At 67.8% G+C, this 18523-nt stretch carries 18 protein-coding genes; 7 read left to right on the top strand and 11 right to left on the bottom strand.

The genetic code is table 11. The annotated features are described in order from the left end of the window. Nucleotide 1: 1 nt before the first annotated feature. From ACWDOP_RS22925 to ACWDOP_RS22900, 6 genes are all read right to left on the bottom strand, one after another. Entirely contained in the window at nt 2–1033 is a 1032-nt protein-coding gene (locus ACWDOP_RS22925; RefSeq protein WP_456346700.1) for an MCE family protein, read from the bottom strand. Continuing rightward, nucleotides 1030–2154 carry an MCE family protein gene (locus ACWDOP_RS22920; RefSeq protein ID WP_456346699.1) on the bottom strand — a complete coding sequence of 375 codons (1125 nt, stop codon included), beginning with the start codon at nt 2152–2154 and terminating at the stop codon, nt 1030–1032. Before ACWDOP_RS22920 ends, ACWDOP_RS22925 begins: the two co-directional genes overlap by 4 nt. 126 nt (nt 2155–2280) lie before the next feature. Beyond that, nucleotides 2281–3132, bottom strand: a complete 852-nt coding sequence (locus ACWDOP_RS22915; RefSeq protein ID WP_454208184.1) for an MlaE family ABC transporter permease — start codon at nt 3130–3132, stop codon at nt 2281–2283. 4 nt (nt 3133–3136) lie between these two features. Beyond that, nucleotides 3137–3901, bottom strand: a complete 765-nt coding sequence (locus tag ACWDOP_RS22910; RefSeq protein WP_454208182.1) for an MlaE family ABC transporter permease — start codon at nt 3899–3901, stop codon at nt 3137–3139. A gap of 311 nt (nt 3902–4212) precedes the next feature. Beyond that, on the bottom strand, nt 4213–5115 hold the full coding sequence (locus tag ACWDOP_RS22905) for a 3-oxoacyl-ACP reductase (RefSeq protein ID WP_454208181.1): 903 nt from the start codon (nt 5113–5115) through the stop codon (nt 4213–4215). Nucleotides 5116–5159: 44 nt separating this feature from the next. Beyond that, nucleotides 5160–5348 (bottom strand): ferredoxin, encoded by a 189-nt coding sequence (locus tag ACWDOP_RS22900; protein ID WP_456346698.1) that lies wholly within the window; start codon nt 5346–5348, stop codon nt 5160–5162. A gap of 153 nt (nt 5349–5501) precedes the next feature. On the opposite strand from ACWDOP_RS22900, the gene ACWDOP_RS22895 reads away from it, so the two are divergent. Both ACWDOP_RS22895 and ACWDOP_RS22890 read left to right on the top strand, forming a co-directional pair. Further along, nucleotides 5502–6689, top strand: coding sequence for an acyl-CoA dehydrogenase family protein (locus ACWDOP_RS22895; RefSeq protein ID WP_456346697.1), 1188 nt, complete (start codon nt 5502–5504; stop codon nt 6687–6689). A gap of 21 nt (nt 6690–6710) precedes the next feature. Further along, nucleotides 6711–7838, top strand: coding sequence for an acyl-CoA dehydrogenase family protein (locus ACWDOP_RS22890; protein WP_454208179.1), 1128 nt, complete (start codon nt 6711–6713; stop codon nt 7836–7838). A 164-nt stretch (nt 7839–8002) separates the two neighbouring features. On the opposite strand, the gene ACWDOP_RS22885 is transcribed toward ACWDOP_RS22890, so the two are convergent. Both ACWDOP_RS22885 and ACWDOP_RS22880 read right to left on the bottom strand, forming a co-directional pair. Then, complete coding sequence (locus tag ACWDOP_RS22885; protein WP_456346696.1) at nt 8003–8698, bottom strand: maleylpyruvate isomerase family mycothiol-dependent enzyme; 696 nt, start codon at nt 8696–8698, stop codon at nt 8003–8005. A 51-nt stretch (nt 8699–8749) separates the two neighbouring features. Next, the gene (locus ACWDOP_RS22880) at nt 8750–9946 is read right to left on the bottom strand and encodes a glycosyltransferase (RefSeq protein WP_456346695.1); all 1197 of its coding nucleotides are present in this window, start codon (nt 9944–9946) and stop codon (nt 8750–8752) included. 173 nt (nt 9947–10119) lie between these two features. Between ACWDOP_RS22880 and ACWDOP_RS22875 the strand changes: the two genes are divergently transcribed. Continuing rightward, nucleotides 10120–10539, top strand: a complete 420-nt coding sequence (locus ACWDOP_RS22875; RefSeq protein WP_454208176.1) for a VOC family protein — start codon at nt 10120–10122, stop codon at nt 10537–10539. A gap of 112 nt (nt 10540–10651) precedes the next feature. On the opposite strand, the gene ACWDOP_RS22870 is transcribed toward ACWDOP_RS22875, so the two are convergent. From ACWDOP_RS22870 to ACWDOP_RS22860, 3 genes are all read right to left on the bottom strand, one after another. Further along, the gene (locus ACWDOP_RS22870; protein ID WP_456346694.1) at nt 10652–11653 is read right to left on the bottom strand and encodes a sigma-70 family RNA polymerase sigma factor; all 1002 of its coding nucleotides are present in this window, start codon (nt 11651–11653) and stop codon (nt 10652–10654) included. A gap of 187 nt (nt 11654–11840) precedes the next feature. Continuing rightward, entirely contained in the window at nt 11841–13487 is a 1647-nt protein-coding gene (locus tag ACWDOP_RS22865) for an acyl-CoA synthetase (protein WP_456346693.1), read from the bottom strand. Between the two features lie 196 nt (nt 13488–13683). Beyond that, complete coding sequence (locus ACWDOP_RS22860; RefSeq protein ID WP_454208172.1) at nt 13684–14721, bottom strand: LLM class F420-dependent oxidoreductase; 1038 nt, start codon at nt 14719–14721, stop codon at nt 13684–13686. A gap of 62 nt (nt 14722–14783) precedes the next feature. Between ACWDOP_RS22860 and ACWDOP_RS22855 the strand changes: the two genes are divergently transcribed. From ACWDOP_RS22855 to ACWDOP_RS22840, 4 genes are read left to right on the top strand one after another with little or no spacing between them, the layout of a single operon-like run. Beyond that, nucleotides 14784–15749 carry a Zn-ribbon domain-containing OB-fold protein gene (locus tag ACWDOP_RS22855; RefSeq protein ID WP_456346692.1) on the top strand — a complete coding sequence of 322 codons (966 nt, stop codon included), beginning with the start codon at nt 14784–14786 and terminating at the stop codon, nt 15747–15749. Nucleotides 15750–15761: 12 nt separating this feature from the next. Continuing rightward, nucleotides 15762–16835, top strand: coding sequence for a thiolase domain-containing protein (locus ACWDOP_RS22850; RefSeq protein WP_456346691.1), 1074 nt, complete (start codon nt 15762–15764; stop codon nt 16833–16835). Further along, nucleotides 16832–17998 (top strand): thiolase domain-containing protein, encoded by a 1167-nt coding sequence (locus ACWDOP_RS22845; protein ID WP_454208169.1) that lies wholly within the window; start codon nt 16832–16834, stop codon nt 17996–17998. The genes ACWDOP_RS22850 and ACWDOP_RS22845 overlap by 4 nt, the downstream gene beginning before the upstream one ends. After that, entirely contained in the window at nt 17995–18411 is a 417-nt protein-coding gene (locus ACWDOP_RS22840; protein ID WP_454208168.1) for a nuclear transport factor 2 family protein, read from the top strand. The genes ACWDOP_RS22845 and ACWDOP_RS22840 overlap by 4 nt, the downstream gene beginning before the upstream one ends. Nucleotides 18412–18523 lie beyond the last annotated feature (112 nt).

The raw sequence follows: 18523 nt of genomic DNA, 5'->3' as shown, positions 1-18523 counted from the left end.
GCTACTTGGCGCACCTTCCATAGCCGGTCTGGCCGCCGGGCGTGGCCACCAGCATCGGCTTACCGTCGGGCCCGTCGAGCAGGATGTCCGTTCCACACACGTAGATGTTCAGGAACGAACCGTAGGAACCGATGCGGACCAGCTTCTTGTAGGTCTCGGGCAGGTTCTGGATGATCCACTCGAGCTCACCGCCCTGGTCGTCCAGCACCGTCGCCGCGCGGCCGAGCTGCTGCACGGTGGCCTTGAGATCGGGCCGGGCCTGCTGCAGCAGATCGGTGAGATCACCGGTGGCGCCGGCCAATCGCGGCAGCGCGTCACCGATCGGGTCCTTGTCCGCGGCCAGGCCGCTGACCAGTCGCTGCAACTCGTCGAGGGTGTTGCCGAAGGCCTCGTCGCGCTCGTCGATGGTGCTGAGCACCGTCTTCAGATTCTCGATCACGCTGCCGATCAGCGCGTCCCGCTCGCCGAGCGTCTTGCCGAAGGAGCCGCCGCTGTTCAGCAGCGACACCAGCGTGCCGCCCTGGCCCTGGAAGACCTGGACCAGCGCCTCGGTGAGGTCGTTCACCTGCGCCGGGTCCAGACCGCGCAGCAGCGGCTTGAACCCGCCGAGCAGCATGTCCAGATCCAGCGCCGGCTTGGTGCGATCGGTGCCGAGGGTGCCGCCGGACGCCAGGGTCTGCGCCCCGCCGTCACCCTCGAGCAGCTCCATGTAGCGGTCGCCGACGAGGTTCTCGTAGCGGATCGCGGCCTCGGTGGAGGTGTACAGCTTGTACTTGCGATCCACGTCGAACTCGACGTGCGCCAGCTTGTCCTTGCCGACGTACACGTCGGTCACGGTGCCGACCGGAACGCCGGCGATCCGCACCTTGGACCCGGGCAGAATGCCCGAGGAGCTGGTGAAGATGGCGTTGTAGCTGTGCTCCCGGGAGAAGCGCATCTGGCTGAAGATCACGCCCAGCATGGCGAGCACGAGCAGCATGACGACGGTGAACAGACCGAGTTTCACGGTCACGGCACGGGGTTTGAAGCTCATTTGCGCACCCCCGGAATCCCGCCGAACAACCACTCGAAGACATTGCTGTTGAAGTACGGCTCGGTCACCGGCTGGAACACATTCCCCTCGGCGGTATCGGTCACCAGGTACTTGGGATGGACACCGGGCACGTTGTCGAGCACGCCCTCGCAGTGCGGACCGCCGGTGGCGTTCACCTTGGGCAGATCCTGCGGGTACTTGTACGGCTCACCGCCCGGCATGGCGCCGGCGTTCATCGTGACCGCCGCGTACCGGCCGCCGAAGATGTCGTTGACGATCTCCATGTTGCTGCCCACCCCGACGAGGGTGCAGAAGATCGCCGAACGGTACTCGTGGAGTGTCGAGATGGGCTGCTTCAGCAGGTTCAGGGCCTGCGCCAGCGGTGCCGTGCTCTCCTCGAGAACCGGTGTCGCGGTATCCGCGAGCCCGGTGAGGCCGAGCAGCATGGCGTCCAGCTGACGCTGCTTGTCGACCAGCGTCGCCGCGGTGACCTGCATGTTGTCGGTGGTCCGCAGCAGATCCGGCACGGTGTCGGCGTAGATCCCGGTCACCGCGGTCGTCTTGCGCAGATCCTCCTGCAGCGTCGGCAGGCTCGGGTTGATCTCGCGCAGCATCGCCTCGGCGTCCACCAGGGTCTGGCCCAGCTGGTCACCGCGGCCCTGCAGCGCCGAGCCCAGCGCGGTCAGCGTCGCGTTCAGCTTCTCGGGCTGCACCATGGCCAGCACATCGTTGAGGTGCTGGAAGATCGTGTTGAACTCCACGGTGACCACGTCGGCGCGCACCGTGGCGCCCGGCGCGAGCGAGCCCGAGGCATTCTGCGGCGCAACGAAATTGATGTACTTGGCGCCGAAAACGGTGGTGGATCGAATATCCACGAGCGCGTTGGCCGGGACCATCTTCAATTTTTCCGGATCGACGGCCAATTCGATGTCGGCGCCGTCGGAAGTATTGGTAATTCCGGTAACCCGGCCGATCTCGACGCCGCGAATCTTGACTTTGGCGTCGGGGTCCAGGACCAGACCCGCGCGCGGCGCGGCAACGGTCACCTTGGCGGTGTTCTCGAAACCGCCGGAGAACATCACCATGCAGATCGTGACCACTCCGGCGAGGAGCACAACCATGCCCAGGCCGGCGAGACGAATGAACCAGCCTTGTTCGAGAGGCCGTTTGGGCCTTGGTTTTTCAACGAAGGGCGCGCCGATCGGGCTCGCCACTCTGTCGTGTTCTGTCACCATGTCGTCGTCGCCCTACCCGGAGAGGTGGAAATTGCCGGAGGTGCCATAGATGGCAAGTGAGATCAGCAGCGTCACCATCACGACCGCGACCAAGGAGGAACGCACGGCATTACCCACCGCGACGCCGACGCCGACCGGACCGCCGGAGGCGTGGTAGCCGTAGTAGGTGTGGATCAGCATGACCGCGATGGCCATGAAGATCGCCTGTGCGAACGACCAGAGGATGTCGCTGGGGATCAGGAAGGTGTCGAAGTAATGGTCGTAGACACCCGCCGACTGTCCGTAGATGACGACGGTGGCGAAACGACTCGCGAGGAAGGAGGCGATGACGGCCAGGGAGTACAGCGGAATGATGGCCAGAATGCCCGCCAGAATGCGCGTTCCGATGAGGAACGGCACCGGGCGGATGGCCATGACCTCCAGGGCGTCGATCTCCTCGGACACGCGCATCGCGCCCAGCTGCGCGGTGGTTCCGGCCCCGAGGGTCGCCGCCAGGCCGATTCCCGAGATGACGGGCGCCGCGATGCGCACGTTGATGAAGGCGGCGAAGAAGCCGGTCAGAGCCTCCACGCCGATGTTGCCGAGCGAGCTGTAGCCCTGCACGGCGATGGTGCCGCCCGCCGCGAGGGTCAGGAAGCCGACGATGACGACGGTGCCGCCGATGACGGCCAGAGCGCCTGTGCCCATGGAGATCTCGGCGATGAGCCGGATCGTCTCGGTGCGGTAGTGCACCAGGGCCTTGGGCACCGAGGCGATCGACTGGCCGTAGAAGACAGCGTGTTTACCGACCGAATCGAGGCTGTCGGTCGTGCGCTTCACCCGGCGCGTCACCCGGGGGAAGCGGGAGGTGATTACGAAGGCCATCCGGTCACCGAGCCGTGAACTTGATGCCGACGGCCGTGACCACCACGTTGATGACGAACAGCGCCATGAAGGCGAAGACGACGGTCTGGTTCACCGCGTCGCCCACGCTCTTGGGACCGCCCTTGACGGTCAGTCCCAGGTAACACGCCACCAGGCCCGCCACGAGCCCGAACAGCGTCGCCTTGACCTCGGAGATGACCAGCTCGGGCAGATGCGTCAGCAGCGTGATGCCGTTGACGAACGCGCCGGGGTTGACACCCTGCAGGAACACCGAGAACAGGAAGCCGCCGAGGATGCCGATGGTGCAGACGAGCCCGTTCAGCAGCATGGCCACGAACATGGACGCGAGCACGCGCGGAACCACCAGGCGCTGCACCGGGTCGATGCCCAGTACGCGCATGGCGTCGATTTCCTCGCGGATGGTGCGTGCGCCGAGGTCGGCGCAGATGGCGGTCGCGCCCGCGCCCGCCACGATGAGCACGGTGACCATCGGCCCGACCTGGGTGACGGCGCCGAAGGCGGCGCCCGCTCCCGCCAGGTCGCCGGCGCCGATCTCGCGGAGCAGGATGTTCAGCGTGAACTGAACCAGCACCGTGAAGGGAATGGCCACGAGCAACGTGGGTGTGATGGAGACGCTGGCGATAAACCAGGCCTGATCGACGAATTCGCGTCGCTGGAATGGTGGCCGCACCGCGGCGCGAGCGACGTCGCCGGCGAGTTCGAAGAACCCCCCGACCGCCCGCAACGGTACAGCGAGGACATCATTCATTCCCGCGATTCCTCCTGCCCTGCCTAGCTATAGCTCCCGAGATCTGAATGTGATCTCGGTCCCGCCCAGAGATTAGAACACGTTCTCGCACCGTCTGGGAAGGTTTCAAGGGTTTTGAACTGGGGATCTTTCTGAACTCGTGTCCAGTTTTGGAAACACGTTCATCTGCAGTTCCGACCCAGATGTGTGACGCCTTTGTGAGACGTCACACACACAGAACCCATTCCTACCAACTCTTGGTCACATGATCAACCAAGCAATCAACCAAGCAGCCGGGCGCTACGGCCCGGCTACCGCCGAATAAGGGTGTACTAACCGAGATCCATCAGGGCCGATGCGGAAAACGTAGCGTCCGAACCGCGTTCGGCGAAGTACCCGCCCAGTGTGTCCGCGAGATTCGCGGTGCTCCATTCACCGTCGGCGTCGAAACGACGTTCCACGACAGGGGCGGCCATGAGCGCTACCATCGGCCCGTAGACGACGAACAACTGTCCGTTGACGGCGTCGGCGGCCGGGGAGGCCAGGAAGGTCACCAGGCGCGCCACATGGTCGGGAGAGAGCGGATCCGGGCCCTCTTCCGGAGCCGCGGAGAAGACCTTCTCCGTCATGGAGGTCCGCGCGCGCGGGCAGATGGCGTTGGCACGGACACCGAAGGCCGACAGCGACCGCGAGGCCGACAGTGTCAGGGCGGTGATGCCCGCCTTGGCCGCGCCGTAGTTCGCCTGTCCCGCGGGCCCGAGCAGCCCGGCCTCGGACGAGGTGTTCACGATCCGGCCGTAGACGGGCGCGCCGGCTTCCTTGGACTTGGCCCGCCAGAACGCGCCCGCGTTGCGGGTCAGCAGGAAGTGGCCGCGCAGATGCACCGCGATCACCGCGTCGAAGTCCTCGTCGGACATGTTGAAAAGCATCTTGTCGCGGGTGATGCCGGCGTTGTTGACGATGATGTCCAGCCCGCCGAAGGTCTGTTCGGCGGTGCTGATCAGCGCGTCGGCGGTGGACCGCTCGGCGATGCTGCCCGCGACGAACTCGGCCTTGGCGCCGAGGGCGCGGATATCGGCGAGGGTCGCGCTCACCGCGTCGTTCTCGGCCAGGTCGTTGACAATGATCGAAGCGCCGGCGCGGGCCAGCTCCAGGGCTTCGGCCCGGCCCAGGCCGGCGCCCGCGCCGGTGACGATGGCCACCCGGCCGGCAAGACTCACATCAGATTCGCTCACCGGCCGACTCTAGAACGTGTTACACCCGACGAGCAAGGCCGGTTTCAGACGATCTTGAGCGCCGCTTTCGGGCACTGCGCCACGGCGGTCTCGACATCGGACTCGCTACCGGCCGGTACCTCCGCGCCGACGATGTGGAGGACATCGTCGTCATCGAGATCGAACACGTCAGGTGCGATTCCGACGCAGATTCCGTTCGCCTCGCACTGGTCGAGATCAACAGTGACCTTCATAGCCAACTCCTTTGCACAACAGTGGGGCGAGCGTAACAACACCACCGGTGCGAGGGGTAGCAAGTGCGGCCTTACAAGCGCCGATACTGGAACAAGTTCCACCTGCTGTGCCATGATCGGCAGAACCCTGACACGAAGGCTAGAGGTGCCCATATGCGGATCGCATACACGCCGCAACAGGAACAGCTGCGCGCTGAGCTGCGTGAGTATTTCGCCCGTCTGATCACTCCGGAGCGGCGGGAAGCACTCTCGGCACAGACCGGTGAGTACGGCGAAGGCAATGTCTACCGCGAGGTCGTCGAGGAGATGGGCCGCGACGGCTGGCTCGCCCTGGGCTGGCCGAAGGAGTACGGCGGCCAGGATCGGCCCACGATGGATCAGCTGATTTTCACCGACGAGGCGGCCATCGCGGGCGCGCCGGTGCCGTTCCTGACCATCAACTCGGTCGCGCCGACCATCATGCACTACGGCACCGAGGAGCAGAAGAAGTTCTTCCTGCCCAAGATCGCCGCCGGCCAGTTGCATTTCGCCATCGGCTATTCCGAGCCGGGCGCGGGCACCGACCTGGCCTCGCTGCGCACCGGCGCGGTCCGCGACGGTGACGACTGGGTCGTCAACGGGCAGAAGATGTGGACCTCGCTCATCGCCTACGCCGACTACGTCTGGCTGGCCGTGCGCACGGACCCGAGTGCCAAGAAGCACAAGGGCATCTCGATGTTCATCATGCCCACCGACGCCGAGGGCTTCTCCTGGACGCCGGTGCACACCATGGCGGGCCCGGACACCAGCGCCACCTACTACCAGGACGTGCGGATCCCGAACTCGGACATGGTCGGCCCGGAGAACGGCGGCTGGGCGCTGATCACCAACCAGCTGAACCACGAGCGCGTCGCGCTGACCTCGGCCGCGCCGCTGCAGCTGGCCGTCGCGCAGACCACCGAGTGGGCGCGCAACACCAAGGCCGCCAATGGTTCCCGCGTGATCGACCAGGAATGGGTGCAGGTCGCCCTGGCCCGCGTGCACGCCAAGGTCGAGTTCCTCAAGCTGCTGAACTGGGAGCTGGCCTCGGGCGCCGACGCCGGCGCCGCCCCGCGCCCCTGGAACGCCTCCACCTGCAAGGTGTACGGCACCGAACTGGCCACCGAGGCCTACCGCGCGCTCATGGAGGTGCTCGGGCCGCAGGGCTACCTGCGCCAGGATTCCGCGGGCGCGCAGCTGCGCGGCCGGCTCGAGCGCATGCACCGCGCCTGCCTCATTCTGACCTTCGGCGGCGGCACCAACGAGGTGCAGCGCGACATCATCGCCATGACCGCCCTCAAGCAGCCCGCCGCCGCGCGCTGACACGAAACCTAGGTACCCATCATGGATTTCACTCTTACCGAGGCGCAGCAGGACCTGGCCCGACTGACCGCCGAGGTCACCGGCAAGCTGGTCACCGCCGACCGGCTGCGCGAACTGGACAAGAACACCGACGCCGCCGGTGCGCGCACCGTGCGCTTCGACGACGGCCTGTGGGGCTCGCTCGCCGAGACCGGCGTGCTGGCAGCGGCGCTGCCGGAAGCGGTGGGCGGCAGCGATTTCGGCGTGCTGGAGCAGACCGCGATCCTGCGTGAGCTCGGCAAGTCCGTCGCGCCGGTGCCGTATCTGTGGTCGATCGTGCTCGGCGCGGGCGCGCTGGCGAAGTTCGGCGACGAGGCCCAGCGGGCCGTGGCCGCGCAGGCCGCGAGCGGCGAGGTCATCCTCACCGCCGCGCTGTCCGAGGAGCGTAACTGGGAGCCGGCCGCCCCGGCCACCACCGCGGCCGACAACGGCGGCTGGCAGCTCACCGGCCTCAAGACCGGTGTGCCGTTCGCCCGCCAGGCCGCCCGCATCCTGGTCTCCGCCAGTGTCGACGGCGCGCCCGCGGTGTTCCTGGTCGATGCCGCCGACGCCTCGGTGCGCATCGAGGATCAGATCATCACCGACCGCTCCCCCGCCGCCGAGGTGGAATTCGCCGGTACCCCGGCCGAATTGGTCGGCACCGTGGAGCAGGGCGCCGAGATCCTGAACTGGCTGCTCGAGCGCGGCTGGCTCGGCCTGGCCGCCACCCAGCTCGGCACCGTGGAGAAGGGCCTGGAACTGGTCGCGGACTACGCCCGCGAGCGCGAGCAGTTCACCCGCAAGATCGGCAGCTTCCAGGCCGTGGCCCAGCGGCTGGCCGACGCCTACATCGACGTCCAGGGCGTGCGCCTGGCCGTCCAGCAGGCCGCCTGGCGCCTGGCCGAGGACCTCCCCGCCGCCGCCGAGGTCCACACCGCGAAGTTCTGGGCCGCCGAGGCCGGCCACCGCGTGGCCCACACCGTGGTCCACGTCCACGGCGGCGTCGGCATCGACCGCGACCACATCGTGAACCAGTACTTCACCGCCGCCAAGCACAACGAGTTCGTCCTCGGCGGCGCGAACGATCACCTCCGCGCCCTCGGCGCGATCCTCGCGGAGCCCGCGAACTGACTTTCGCCTGAGAACCGAAAGATAAAGAGCGGCGGCACTTCCGGGTGCCGCCGCTCTGTCGTGTGCCGCCGGGGCGAAACGATCGAGGGCGAACGGCGCCGACTTCCGAAGACCGGAACGGCCGCCGCTCAGGTCGCGGGCGCGGGATCGGCACATCGCTTGCGCTAGGGCACCAACGGTCCCGCGAGTACCCGCTCCCCCGCGGCGCGGTCGCCGGTCCAGGTGAACTCGGGGCCGGCGGCGGGCTTGCGGCCCCACAGGGCCAGCAGCAGATCCGATGCGGGGCCGGACAATTCGACGGCGGATGCGCCGGGGCCGTAGGTCCAGGTGCGGTCGGCGTCGGTGGCGCGGACCGTCAGGGCCGCTGCGGGTTCGGGGGCCAGGCCGCGGGAGACCATGCGGGGGGCGAAGAGTTCGAAGACCTCGGTGATGCCGTCGGTCGCGAGGGCGAGGTCGAAGGGCTCGGGTTTGCCGAGGGCGGCCTGGGCGTCCCACAGGTGCATCAGGGTTTCCTGAGCGCGACGGCGGCGCCAGAAACCGACATTGCGGGGCATCGCGCTGGTGAAGGTCCAGGCGGGGGTCTCCGGGTCCGCGGACAGGGACTCGACTATCGCGGCGGCGCTGGCGTCGAAGGCCGCGCGCAGGCCCTCGGCATCGCGGGGCGCGGGCTCGCCGCGGTGATCGCCGCGGCCTTCCGCCACAGCGGTCACGACCCACCGATTGCCCTGCACCAGGTGGTCGGTGAGGTCGTAGAGGGTCCACTCGCCGCACGAGGGCACCGGCGCGGTGAGATCGGCGTCGGGGGTCAGGAGCGCGCCGTAGGCGGTGAGCTTGTCGCGCAGTACCGGCAAGAAGTCCATGCGCCTCACGCTAATCGCGCGGGGCCGCGCCCGCGCGGGTTGTCGCGATGATCAGGACTCGAACTCGCGGATGTGCGCGATGCGCTCGGCCACCGGGCCAGGGTGATCGGGCGAGGGCTCGAGCTCGCGCATGAGCAGATCGCCCATGGCGTCGCGCCGGATCACCCGCCCCAGTTCGGCGGCGGATCGATAGAGCGCCGGGGTGCGCAGCGCGCGGCGGACCGCGGCGGCGATGCGCTGCGGAGTCGCGGTGCGGTGCAACAGGATCGCCGCGCCGTGCGCCCGCGCGCGAGCCGCGATGTCGGCGTCGTCCCGCCCGTGCGGCAGTACCACCGCGGGCAGATCGGCGGCCAGCGCCTTGAGCAGGGTGCCGTGCCCGCCGTGCGTGATGACCAGGCTGGCGTGCCGCATGACCTCGTGATGCGGCGCCGCCGCCAGCACCCGCACGTTGGCCGGCGCGACGATGTCCAGCGGGGAGACCGCGGGCCCGGTGGTGATCACCCCGCGCACCGGCAGCCTGCCCAGACCGTCGGCGATGCGCTGCAGGCACTCGGTCTGCCCCGCGAACGTGGTGGACAGCGACGCCAGCACGAGCGGGTCCCCTCCGTCCGGAACCTCCCAGTCCGTCTCCAGACTCCAGTGCGGATCGTCCAGGATCGGACCGGCCCAGCGCACCCCGTCGGGCCGCTGCGCGGGGAAATCGAAAGCCTCACTGGACAATACGAGCTGCCGATACGCCAGCCGCGCCTGATCCTGATAGTGCGCCAGCCGTTCCAGCCCGAACCCCGCGCGTAGCGCGTTGAGCTGGGGTAGCAACTCCTCGTCCCAGCGCCGCTGCACCAGACCGCCCACCACGCGATCACGCCAGCGGGTCACCGGCCCGTGCGAGAGCCCGAAACCCGACCCGGGCGGCGGCGCGCCCTCCATCGGCAGCGGATAGATCCCCGGAATCAGGACCACGAACGGCACCTCGCAGGCCTGCGCCGCGACCATGGCCCCGAAGGCGAAATACGAGGCCAGCACCATGTCGGGCCGGTCACCGTCGATCTCGTCGGCGATGTCGCGCGCGAAACCCGCGCCCGCGCGCGGCCGCAGCCGGGCGCCGGTGGCGGTGATCGCCTCGGTCAGCGACTCCTCGGCCAGAACGGTCACGCGATGCCCGCGAGCCACGAGGCGGCGCACCACCCCCAGTTCCGGCGGCACCGTACCGCCGCTGCCGGTGAGCGCGACCAGGTAGCTGTATTTCATCAGGCACCTCCTGTTGGTCACTCTGTCACGGTCGAGCCGTACGCGACCGACCGATGACCAAATCGTGTGTCACAGACCACCTCGCGAGCGGCCGATGAGTTTCCCGTGCCCGGTTCGTCACTACCTACGAAACGCGCACACGCAACCGGATTGCGGAGGAAAGGAACACCACCATGGCCAGCAAGATGATTTTCATCAATCTCCCCGTCGCCGACCTCGACAAGTCCAAGGACTTCTACGAGGCGCTGGGCTGGAAGGTGAACCAGGACTTCACCGACAGCAACGCCGCCTGCATCGTGATCGACGACAATATCTGCCTCATGCTGCTGACCAAGGAATTCTTCCCGACCTTCAGCAAGCGTCCCCTGGCCGACACCCGTTCCAGTATCCACGCCGCCTACGCGCTGGCGCTGGGCAGTGCCGCGGAAGTGGACACCCTGGTCGACGCGGCGGTCGCCGCCGGCGCGACCGAGGAGGTCAACGACGACAAGCGCGCCCAGGAGGCGCAGGCGGGTATGCACGGGCGCACCTTCATCGATCCGGACGGCCATCAGTGGGAGCCCTTCTTCATGGATTACCCCGGCACGAACTGAGCGGCGTGAAATGCGAACGGCCCGCCGGGTTTTCACCCGGCGGGCCGTTCACGCATGTCGCCGCGGTGCGCCGGTACCACCCCGGCGCGTCCCGCCTGTGCGGCGACGAGGCCTAATCCTCGCGGTATTCCTTCGCGAGGCCGAAGAGCGGGAAGAGCTTATCGGTGTCGAGGAAGAAGTTGAGCCCCGCGACCCGATCGCCGTCGAGCTCGAGCACGGTGATGGACCACGGCGTCCACACCCCGGGCTCGCCGCTGGGCTTGTAGTGACCGAACGCGGGCAGCCCGTTCGCGCCCTCGAGCCGCACCAGCCGCGAATCGCGGCAGGCCGACCCGGTGGAGAGCATGAACGCGGCCACGTTCTCGGGACCGGAGATCCACAGCGAGAAGGGCGGCATCGACAGCGCCACATCGGCTTTCAGCAATTCGGTCAGCGCGGTCATGTCGTAGGACTCGAAGGCGGTGACGAAATCGTCGATGAGTTTGCGCTGCTGCTCGTTCGATTCGTCGAGCACATCGGACGGGGTCGCGGTCTCCTGCGCCTTGGACATGGTGGCGCGCGCCCGCTGCAGCGCGCTGTTCACCGAGGCCGGGGACACGTTGAGCATGTCGGCGGTCTCGCTGGCGGAGAACCGCAGCACCTCGCGCATGATCAGGATCGCGCGCTGGGTGGCGGGCAGATGCTGGACGGCGGACACGAAGGCCAGCCGCAGGGTGTCCTTGGCGCTGGCGGCCTCGGCCGGATCCGCGCCGAAGGCCAGCGCGTTCGGAATCGGTTCCACCCACACGTAATCGGGCTCCGGCGGGGGCAGCGGGGTGTCGGGGGTGCTGGCCCCGGTCAGATCCATGGGCCGGGCCCGGCGCTGCGGGCCGTCGAGCATGTCGAGGCAGACGTTGGTGGTGATCTTGTACAACCAGGACCGCAGGCTGGAACGGCCCTCGAACGAGTCGTAGGACTTCCAGGCCCGGGTGAAGGTCTCCTGTACCGCGTCCTCGGCCTCGAAGGAGGAGCCGAGCATTCGATACGCGTATGCGCAGAGCTCGCGCCGATGCCCCTCGAAGGAGCGCAGCACGTCGTCGGTGATGGTGGCCGAACCTCCGGCCTTCTCGGTCATGTCCAACACTCTTGCACAGGGCACCGACAAGCAGAGGGAAACGAATTCACACTGTGGAGTGTGTGCCCGGATGTGGCGCCAGGGACGAAAAGCACTCGCGCCCGCCCGCGGGTGCGGACGGGCGCGAGTGCGCGACGGGATCCGCGCGCCGCTCAGGTGCGGCGCGCGGCGAATCCGCCGGCGGTGACTACTTGCTGACGGGCGCGGGCGCGTCCTCGTCGGCGGGGCGCAGTTCGGTCTGTTCCTTGGCCCAGCGGTAGTCCGGCTTGCCGGCCGGGTTGCGCTTGATCTGGTCGACGAACCACAGGCTGCGCGGCAGCTTGTAGGACGAGATCTCCTGTGTCAGAACGGGACGCAGATCCTCGAGCGTCGGCCGCTGCTCACCGCGGCACTGCACGACCGCGACCACGCGCTGGCCCCAGCGCTCGTCGGGCACGCCGACCACGAGGGCGTCGAAGATCTCGGGGTGGCACTTGAGCGCGCCCTCGACCTCCTCGGGGTAGATCTTCTCGCCGCCGGAGTTGATGCTGACCGACCCGCGGCCGAGCATGGTCACGGTGCCGTCCTCCTCGACGCGGGCGAAGTCGCCCGGGATCGAGTAGCGCACGCCGTGGAACTCCTTGAAGGTGGCCTTGGTCTTCTCTTCGTCCTTGTAGTAGCCCTGCGGGATGTGGCCGCTGCGGGCGATGAAACCGGTCTTGCCCGAACCGGGTTCGATGGGATGGCCGTCGTCGCCGAGCACCTGGGTGGAGGCGTCGATCTTCACGCGCGGGCCGCCGGTGTGGGTCTGGCCCTTGGTGACCATGGACAGCCCGCCGAAGCCGGTCTCCGAGGAGCCGATCGAGTCGGTGATCATGCGGTTCGGCAGCGCGTCCAGGAGCTTGTCCTTGAGCGTCGGCGAGAACAGCGCGGCGCTGGAGGCGATCATGAAGAGGCTCGAGAGGTCGTACGCCGCACCGGTTTCCGGGTTCACCTGGTCGATGGCGTCGCACATCGGGCGGGCCATGGCGTCGCCGGTGATGAAGATCAGGTTGACCTTGTGCTTGTCGACGGCCTGCCACAGGCCGTGGCCGCTGAACTCGGGCAGCATGAGGGTCTTGCCGCCGCTGAACAGCGCCATGAAGGTGGCCCACTGCGAGCCGCCGTGGATCATCGGCGCGACCGGGTAGCGCACCATCTGCGGGTTGGCGGCGCCGAGCTTGGCGTGCTCCCACTCGTCGGTGACGTACTCGCCGGTGAGGAAGTTGATGCCGCCGCCCAGCACGCGCCAGACGTCCTCCTGACGCCACATGACGCCCTTGGGCATGCCGGTGGTGCCGCCGGTGTAGAGCATGTACAGGTCGTCGGGGGAACGCTCTTCGAAGTCACGCTCGCCGGACTGGGCGGCCAGGGTGGCCTCGTACTCGGTGGCGCCCTCGGGCAGCGGCAGATCGGTGCCGTCCTCGACGACGACGATGGACTTCAGCAGCGGCAGGTTCGGCCAGATGTTGGCGACCTTGTCCACGTACCGGCGCTCGACGACGAGCGCGACCATGTCCGAGTTTTCGAAGATGTACTGCAACTCGTTCTCGACGTACCGGTAGTTCACGTTGATCATGACCGCCCTGGCCTTGAACACCGCGACCATGGCTTCGACGGCCTCGATCGTGTTGCGCGAGTAGATACCCACCTTGTCACCGGGCTGAACACCCTGTTCCCGCAGGTAGTGGGCGAGTTGGTTGGCTCGCGTCTCCAGCTCGGCATAGGTGACCGAGCGAGTGTCGTCGACCAGAGCGACGTTGTCCGGCATGAGGTCGATTGCGTGCTCTACAAGGTCCGCTATGTTGTGGCTCACACGATGAAAATAGAACGTGTTCTCGCGAGTTGCAAGGTGTGATTTGTCCGCCCCACCAGCAAAGCTTGTGGCCCCGGTCACAGACTAGCGGGTCAAATGTCCGTTTGCCACCCGGAACGGACTGTCCACTGAGCGGGAACGGGGAGGTCCGGCGCCGCGACGCCGAGACCTCCCCGATCCGTGATTGAAACGCGTTCTATGCCTCGATCAGCGGCCGGAGCCGCTCGAACTGTGCGACGTCGCGGACGCCGACGAGCAGCATCGTCACCCCGGCCTGCTCCCAGACCTTCAGCTGTTCGCGCACGTGGGCCTCGTCGCCGATGATCGTGGTGTCCAGGATCAGCTGATCCGGGACCGCGGCCGCGGCCTCGTCCTTGCGGCCGGTGCGGAAGAGCTTGGTGATCTCCTCGACCGCGTCGCCGTAGCCCATGCGCCGGTACACCTCGGCGTGGAAGTTCATGTCCTCCGCGCCCATGCCGCCGATGTACAGGGCCATGAACGGGCGCAGCCGATCGAGCTCGCCCTTGACGTCGTCGGTGAGGATGACCTGCGCGGTCGCGGCGATCTCGAAGTCCTCCCGCGAACGCCTGGCACCCGCGCGCGCGAATCCCTCGTCCAGCCACTCGTTGTACATGTCGGCCAGGCGCGGGGTGTAGTAGATCGCCAGCCAGCCGTCGGCGATCTCGGCGGTCAGCGCGACGTTCTTCGGGCCCTCGGCGCCCAGCCAGATCGGCAGATCCTTGCGCAGCGGATGGGTGATCGACTTGAGCGGCTTGCCGAATCCGGTGGCGTTCGCGCCGTTGTAGGGCAGCGGGAAGTTCGGCCCGTCGTTGACGACCTTGCCCTCGCGCTCGAGCACCTGCCGAATGATCGACACGTACTCGCGGGTGCGCTGCAACGGTTTGGCAAACGACTGCCCGTACCAGCCCTCGACCACCTGGGGTCCCGAGACGCCGAGCCCGAGGATGTGCCGCCCGCCGCTGAGGTGATCCAGGGTCAGCGCGGCCATGGCGGTGGCGGTCGGCGTGCGCGCGGACATCTGCACGACCGAGGTGCCCAGGCGCACCCGGCTGGTGCTCGACCCCAGCCACGCGAGCGGGGTGTAGGCGTCCGAACCCCACGATTCGGCGGTGAAGACCGCGTCGAATCCGACCTCTTCGGCGGCCGCGACCAACTCCGCGGTGTTGGCGGGCGGCTGCGCGCCCCAGTATCCGAGTTGCAACCCAAAGCGCATGTTCGGTTCCCTTCCCAAGTGGGCTCTTGCACCCTTCTTTAGAACCTGTTCTACTCGATCGCGTGACTCTGGGGAACACCGAAGTACTCGCCGCGCCGCTGCGGATGCAGTTCGATTACACCCGCTCCACCGGTCCGACCATCGGACGCTTCCTCACCGGGTTGCGTTCGGGCCGGGTCGTCGGAGTGCGTGGTTCCGATGGGCGCGTCATCGTGCCGCCCGCGGAATTCGATCCGATCACCGCGGAACCGCTGACCGAATTCGTCGACGTAGCCGATGTGGGCACCGTCCAGTCGTGGAGCTGGGTGGCCGAACCGCTGCCCGGGCAGCCCTTCGACCGGCCCTTCGCCTACGCGCTCGTCAAGCTGGACGGCGCGGACACCGCGCTCCTGCACGCGGTGGATGTGGCCTCGCCGGCCGACATCTCCACCGGCCTGCGGGTGCGGGCGCGCTGGGCCGGCGAGCGCCGCGGCGACATCCATGACATCGCCTGCTTCGAACCGGGCGAATCCTCCAACGCGCCCGCGGATTCCGCGGCCGACGCCGAGCCCGTAACCGGCATCATCACCCCGATCGACCTGTCCTTCAAGCACACCGCCGCACCCCAGGAAGCCGAATTCCTGAAGGCGATCATGGAGGGCAGGCTGCTGGGCGCGAAGGCCTCCAGCGACGGCAAGGTGTACTTCCCGCCGCGTGGCGCCGACCCGCGTGACGGCTCCCCCACCGATGATTACGTCGAGGTCGCCGACACCGGCACCGTGACCACCTTCTGCATCGTGAACGTGCCCTTCATGGGGCAGAGCATCAAGCCGCCGTACGTGGCGGCCTACGTGCTGCTGGACGGCACCGATATTCCGTTCCTGCACCTGGTGCTCGGCTGCGACGCCAGCGAGGTTCGCATGGGCATGCGGGTCAAGGCCGTGTGGAAGCCTCGCGAGGAGTGGAGCCTGAGTATGGGCAATGTCGACCACTTCGAGCCCTCCGGCGAGCCCGATGCCGCGTACGAGTCCTTCTCGCACCACCTGTAAAGGCTGAATACGTTGACGAACAACGAAATCGCGGTGGTCGGGTTCGCCCACGCACCGCATGTGCCCGAGACCTTCGGCACGACCAACGGCGTGGAGATGCTCGCGCCGTGCTTCCACGAGTTGTACGGCAAGCTCGGCATCAAGCAGACCGATATCGACTTCTGGTGCTCGGGCTCCTCGGATTACCTTGCCGGGCGCGCCTTCTCGTTCATCTCCGCGATCGACGCCATCGGCGCGGTGCCGCCGATCAACGAGTCGCACGTGGAGATGGACGCGGCCTGGGCGCTGTACGAGGCGTGGCTCAAGCTGCGCACCGGACAGGCCGAGACCGCGCTGGTGTACGGCTTCGGCAAGGCTTCGGCCGGTACGCTGCGCCAGGTCCTGACCCTGCAGACCGACCCGTACCTGGTCGCGCCGCTGGGCCCGGACGCGGTGTCCATGGCCGGTTTGCAGGCCCGCGCCGGTATCGACGCCGGTCGCTGGACCGAGCGCGATATGGCCGAGGTCGCCGCCCGGGCCGCGGTCCATGCCGCCGCCAAGGGTGGCAGCGCGACCGCGCGCACCGAATCCGATGTCGAAAAGCTCTTGGCCGCCGACTATGTGGCCAATCCTTTCCGCTCGCACGACATCGCGCCCATCACCGACGGCGCGGCGGCGATCGTGCTGGCAGTGGGCGACAAGGCCCGCGAGCTGGCCGAGCGCCCGGCGTGGATCAGCGGTATCGCGCACTACATCGACACCCCGGTCCTCGGCGCGCGCGATCTCACCGTCTCGCAGTCCACGACCCGCGCGGCCAAGGCCGCGATCAACGGCGGCGCGAGCGATTTCGATATCGCCGAGCTGCACACCCAGTACAGCCACGAGGAACTGATCCTCGCGCAGGCGCTGGGGCTGAACGGCTCGACCAAGATCAATGTGTCGGGCGGCCCGCTGTCCGGCAACCCCATGTTCTCGGCCGGCTTGGAGCGCATCGGCTTCGCCGCCACCGAAATCTTCAACGGCACCGCGAATCGCGCACTGGCACATGCCAGCTCGGGTCCCGCGCTGCAGCAGAACCTGGTCGCCACCCTGGAGGCACGCTCATGACGAACCCCGCTGCCGTTCTCGGCACCGGCCAGACCCATCACGTGGCCAAGCGCTCGGATGTGTCCATGGCGGGCATGCTCCGCGAGGCCATCGATCGCGCGCTCGTGGATTCCGGTCTGACCATGGCCGATATCGACGCCGTGATCATCGGCAAGGCCCCCGACTTCTTCGAGGGCTCGATGATGCCGGAGCTCTTCCTGGCCGACGCCATCGGTGCGACCGGTAAGCCCATGCTGCGCGTGCACACCGCGGGTTCGGTCGGCGGCTCCACCGCCGTCGTGGCCGCCTCGCATGTGCAGGCCGGTGTGCACGGCAAGGTGCTCGCGCTCTCCTGGGAGAAGCAGTCCGAGTCCAATGCCATGTGGGCGCTGTCGAATCCGGTGCCCTTCACCAAGCCGGTCGGCGCGGGCGCGGGCGGCTACTTCGCCCCGCACGTGCGCGCCTACATCCACCGCTCCGGTGCGCCGCTGCACGTCGGCGCGATGGTCGCGGTGAAGGATCGCAAGAACGGCGCGCGTAATCCCTTCGCGCACCTGCAGCAGTCCGACATCACCATGGATTCGGTCATGGCGTCCCAAATGCTGTGGGACCCCATTCGTTTCGATGAGACCTGCCCGTCCTCGGACGGCGCGTGCGCCATCGTGATCGGCGACGAGGCCGCGGCCAAGGCCGTGGAGGCCACCGGCAAGAAGGTGGCGTGGATTCACGGCACCGCCATGCGCACCGAGCCGCTGGCCTACACCGGTCGTGATCAGGTGAACCCCCAGGCCGGTCAGGTCGCTGCCGCCGCACTGTGGAAGCAGGCCGGGATCACCAACCCGCTGGAAGAGATCGACGCGGCCGAAATCTACGTCCCCTTCTCCTGGTTCGAGCCCATGTGGCTGGAGAACCTCGGCTTCATGCCCGAGGGCGAGGGCTGGAAGCTCACCGAGGCGGGCGAAACCGCCATCGGCGGAAAGCTTCCCGTCAATCCGTCGGGTGGCGTGCTCTCCTCCAACCCCATCGGCGCCTCGGGCATGATCCGCTTCGCCGAAGCCGCCAAGCAGGTCATGGGCCGCGCCGGCGACTACCAGGTGGAGAACGCCAAGAAGGCGTTCGGTCACGCGTACGGCGGTGGCTCGCAGTACTTCTCGATGTGGGTCGTCGGAAGCGAGCAGCCGTGAGCGCCGACCATCCGGCGCGCGTGGCGGGCCTGACGTCCCAGGCCGCGGTGCGCGCCCGGGACAAGGCCGCGTGGGTGGCTCTGTTCGCCGCCGACGGCATCGTGGAGGACCCCATCGGGCCGTCCTTCTTCGATCCGGACGGTAAGGGACATCGCGGCCCGGAAGCCATAGCGGCGTTCTGGGACAAGGCGATCGCGCCCACCGACGACATCGAGTTCCTGTTCGAGGACTCCTTCGCCTGTGGCAGCGAGGTGGCCTTCACCGGCCGCATCCGCACCACCATGGGCGGCGGGACGACCGTCGACGCCGAGGGCGTGTTCACCTACCGGGTGGATCAGGACGGCAAAATCGCTGCCCTGCGCGCCTTCTGGGAGACCGACCGCGCGATGAAGACGCTGAAGCAAGCACAGTAGACGGACGAAAAGGAGCGGGGCGACCGGAATTCCGGTCGCCCCGCTCCTTTTCGTATGCCCTGAGTTGTGAGAGGCAGGGCAGTCCGAGATTCGGTTGGTATGGGCGCCCGGC

Source organism: Nocardia sp. NPDC003693, assembly GCF_053981095.1.
This window is presented reverse-complemented; position numbering and strand designations above follow the sequence as displayed.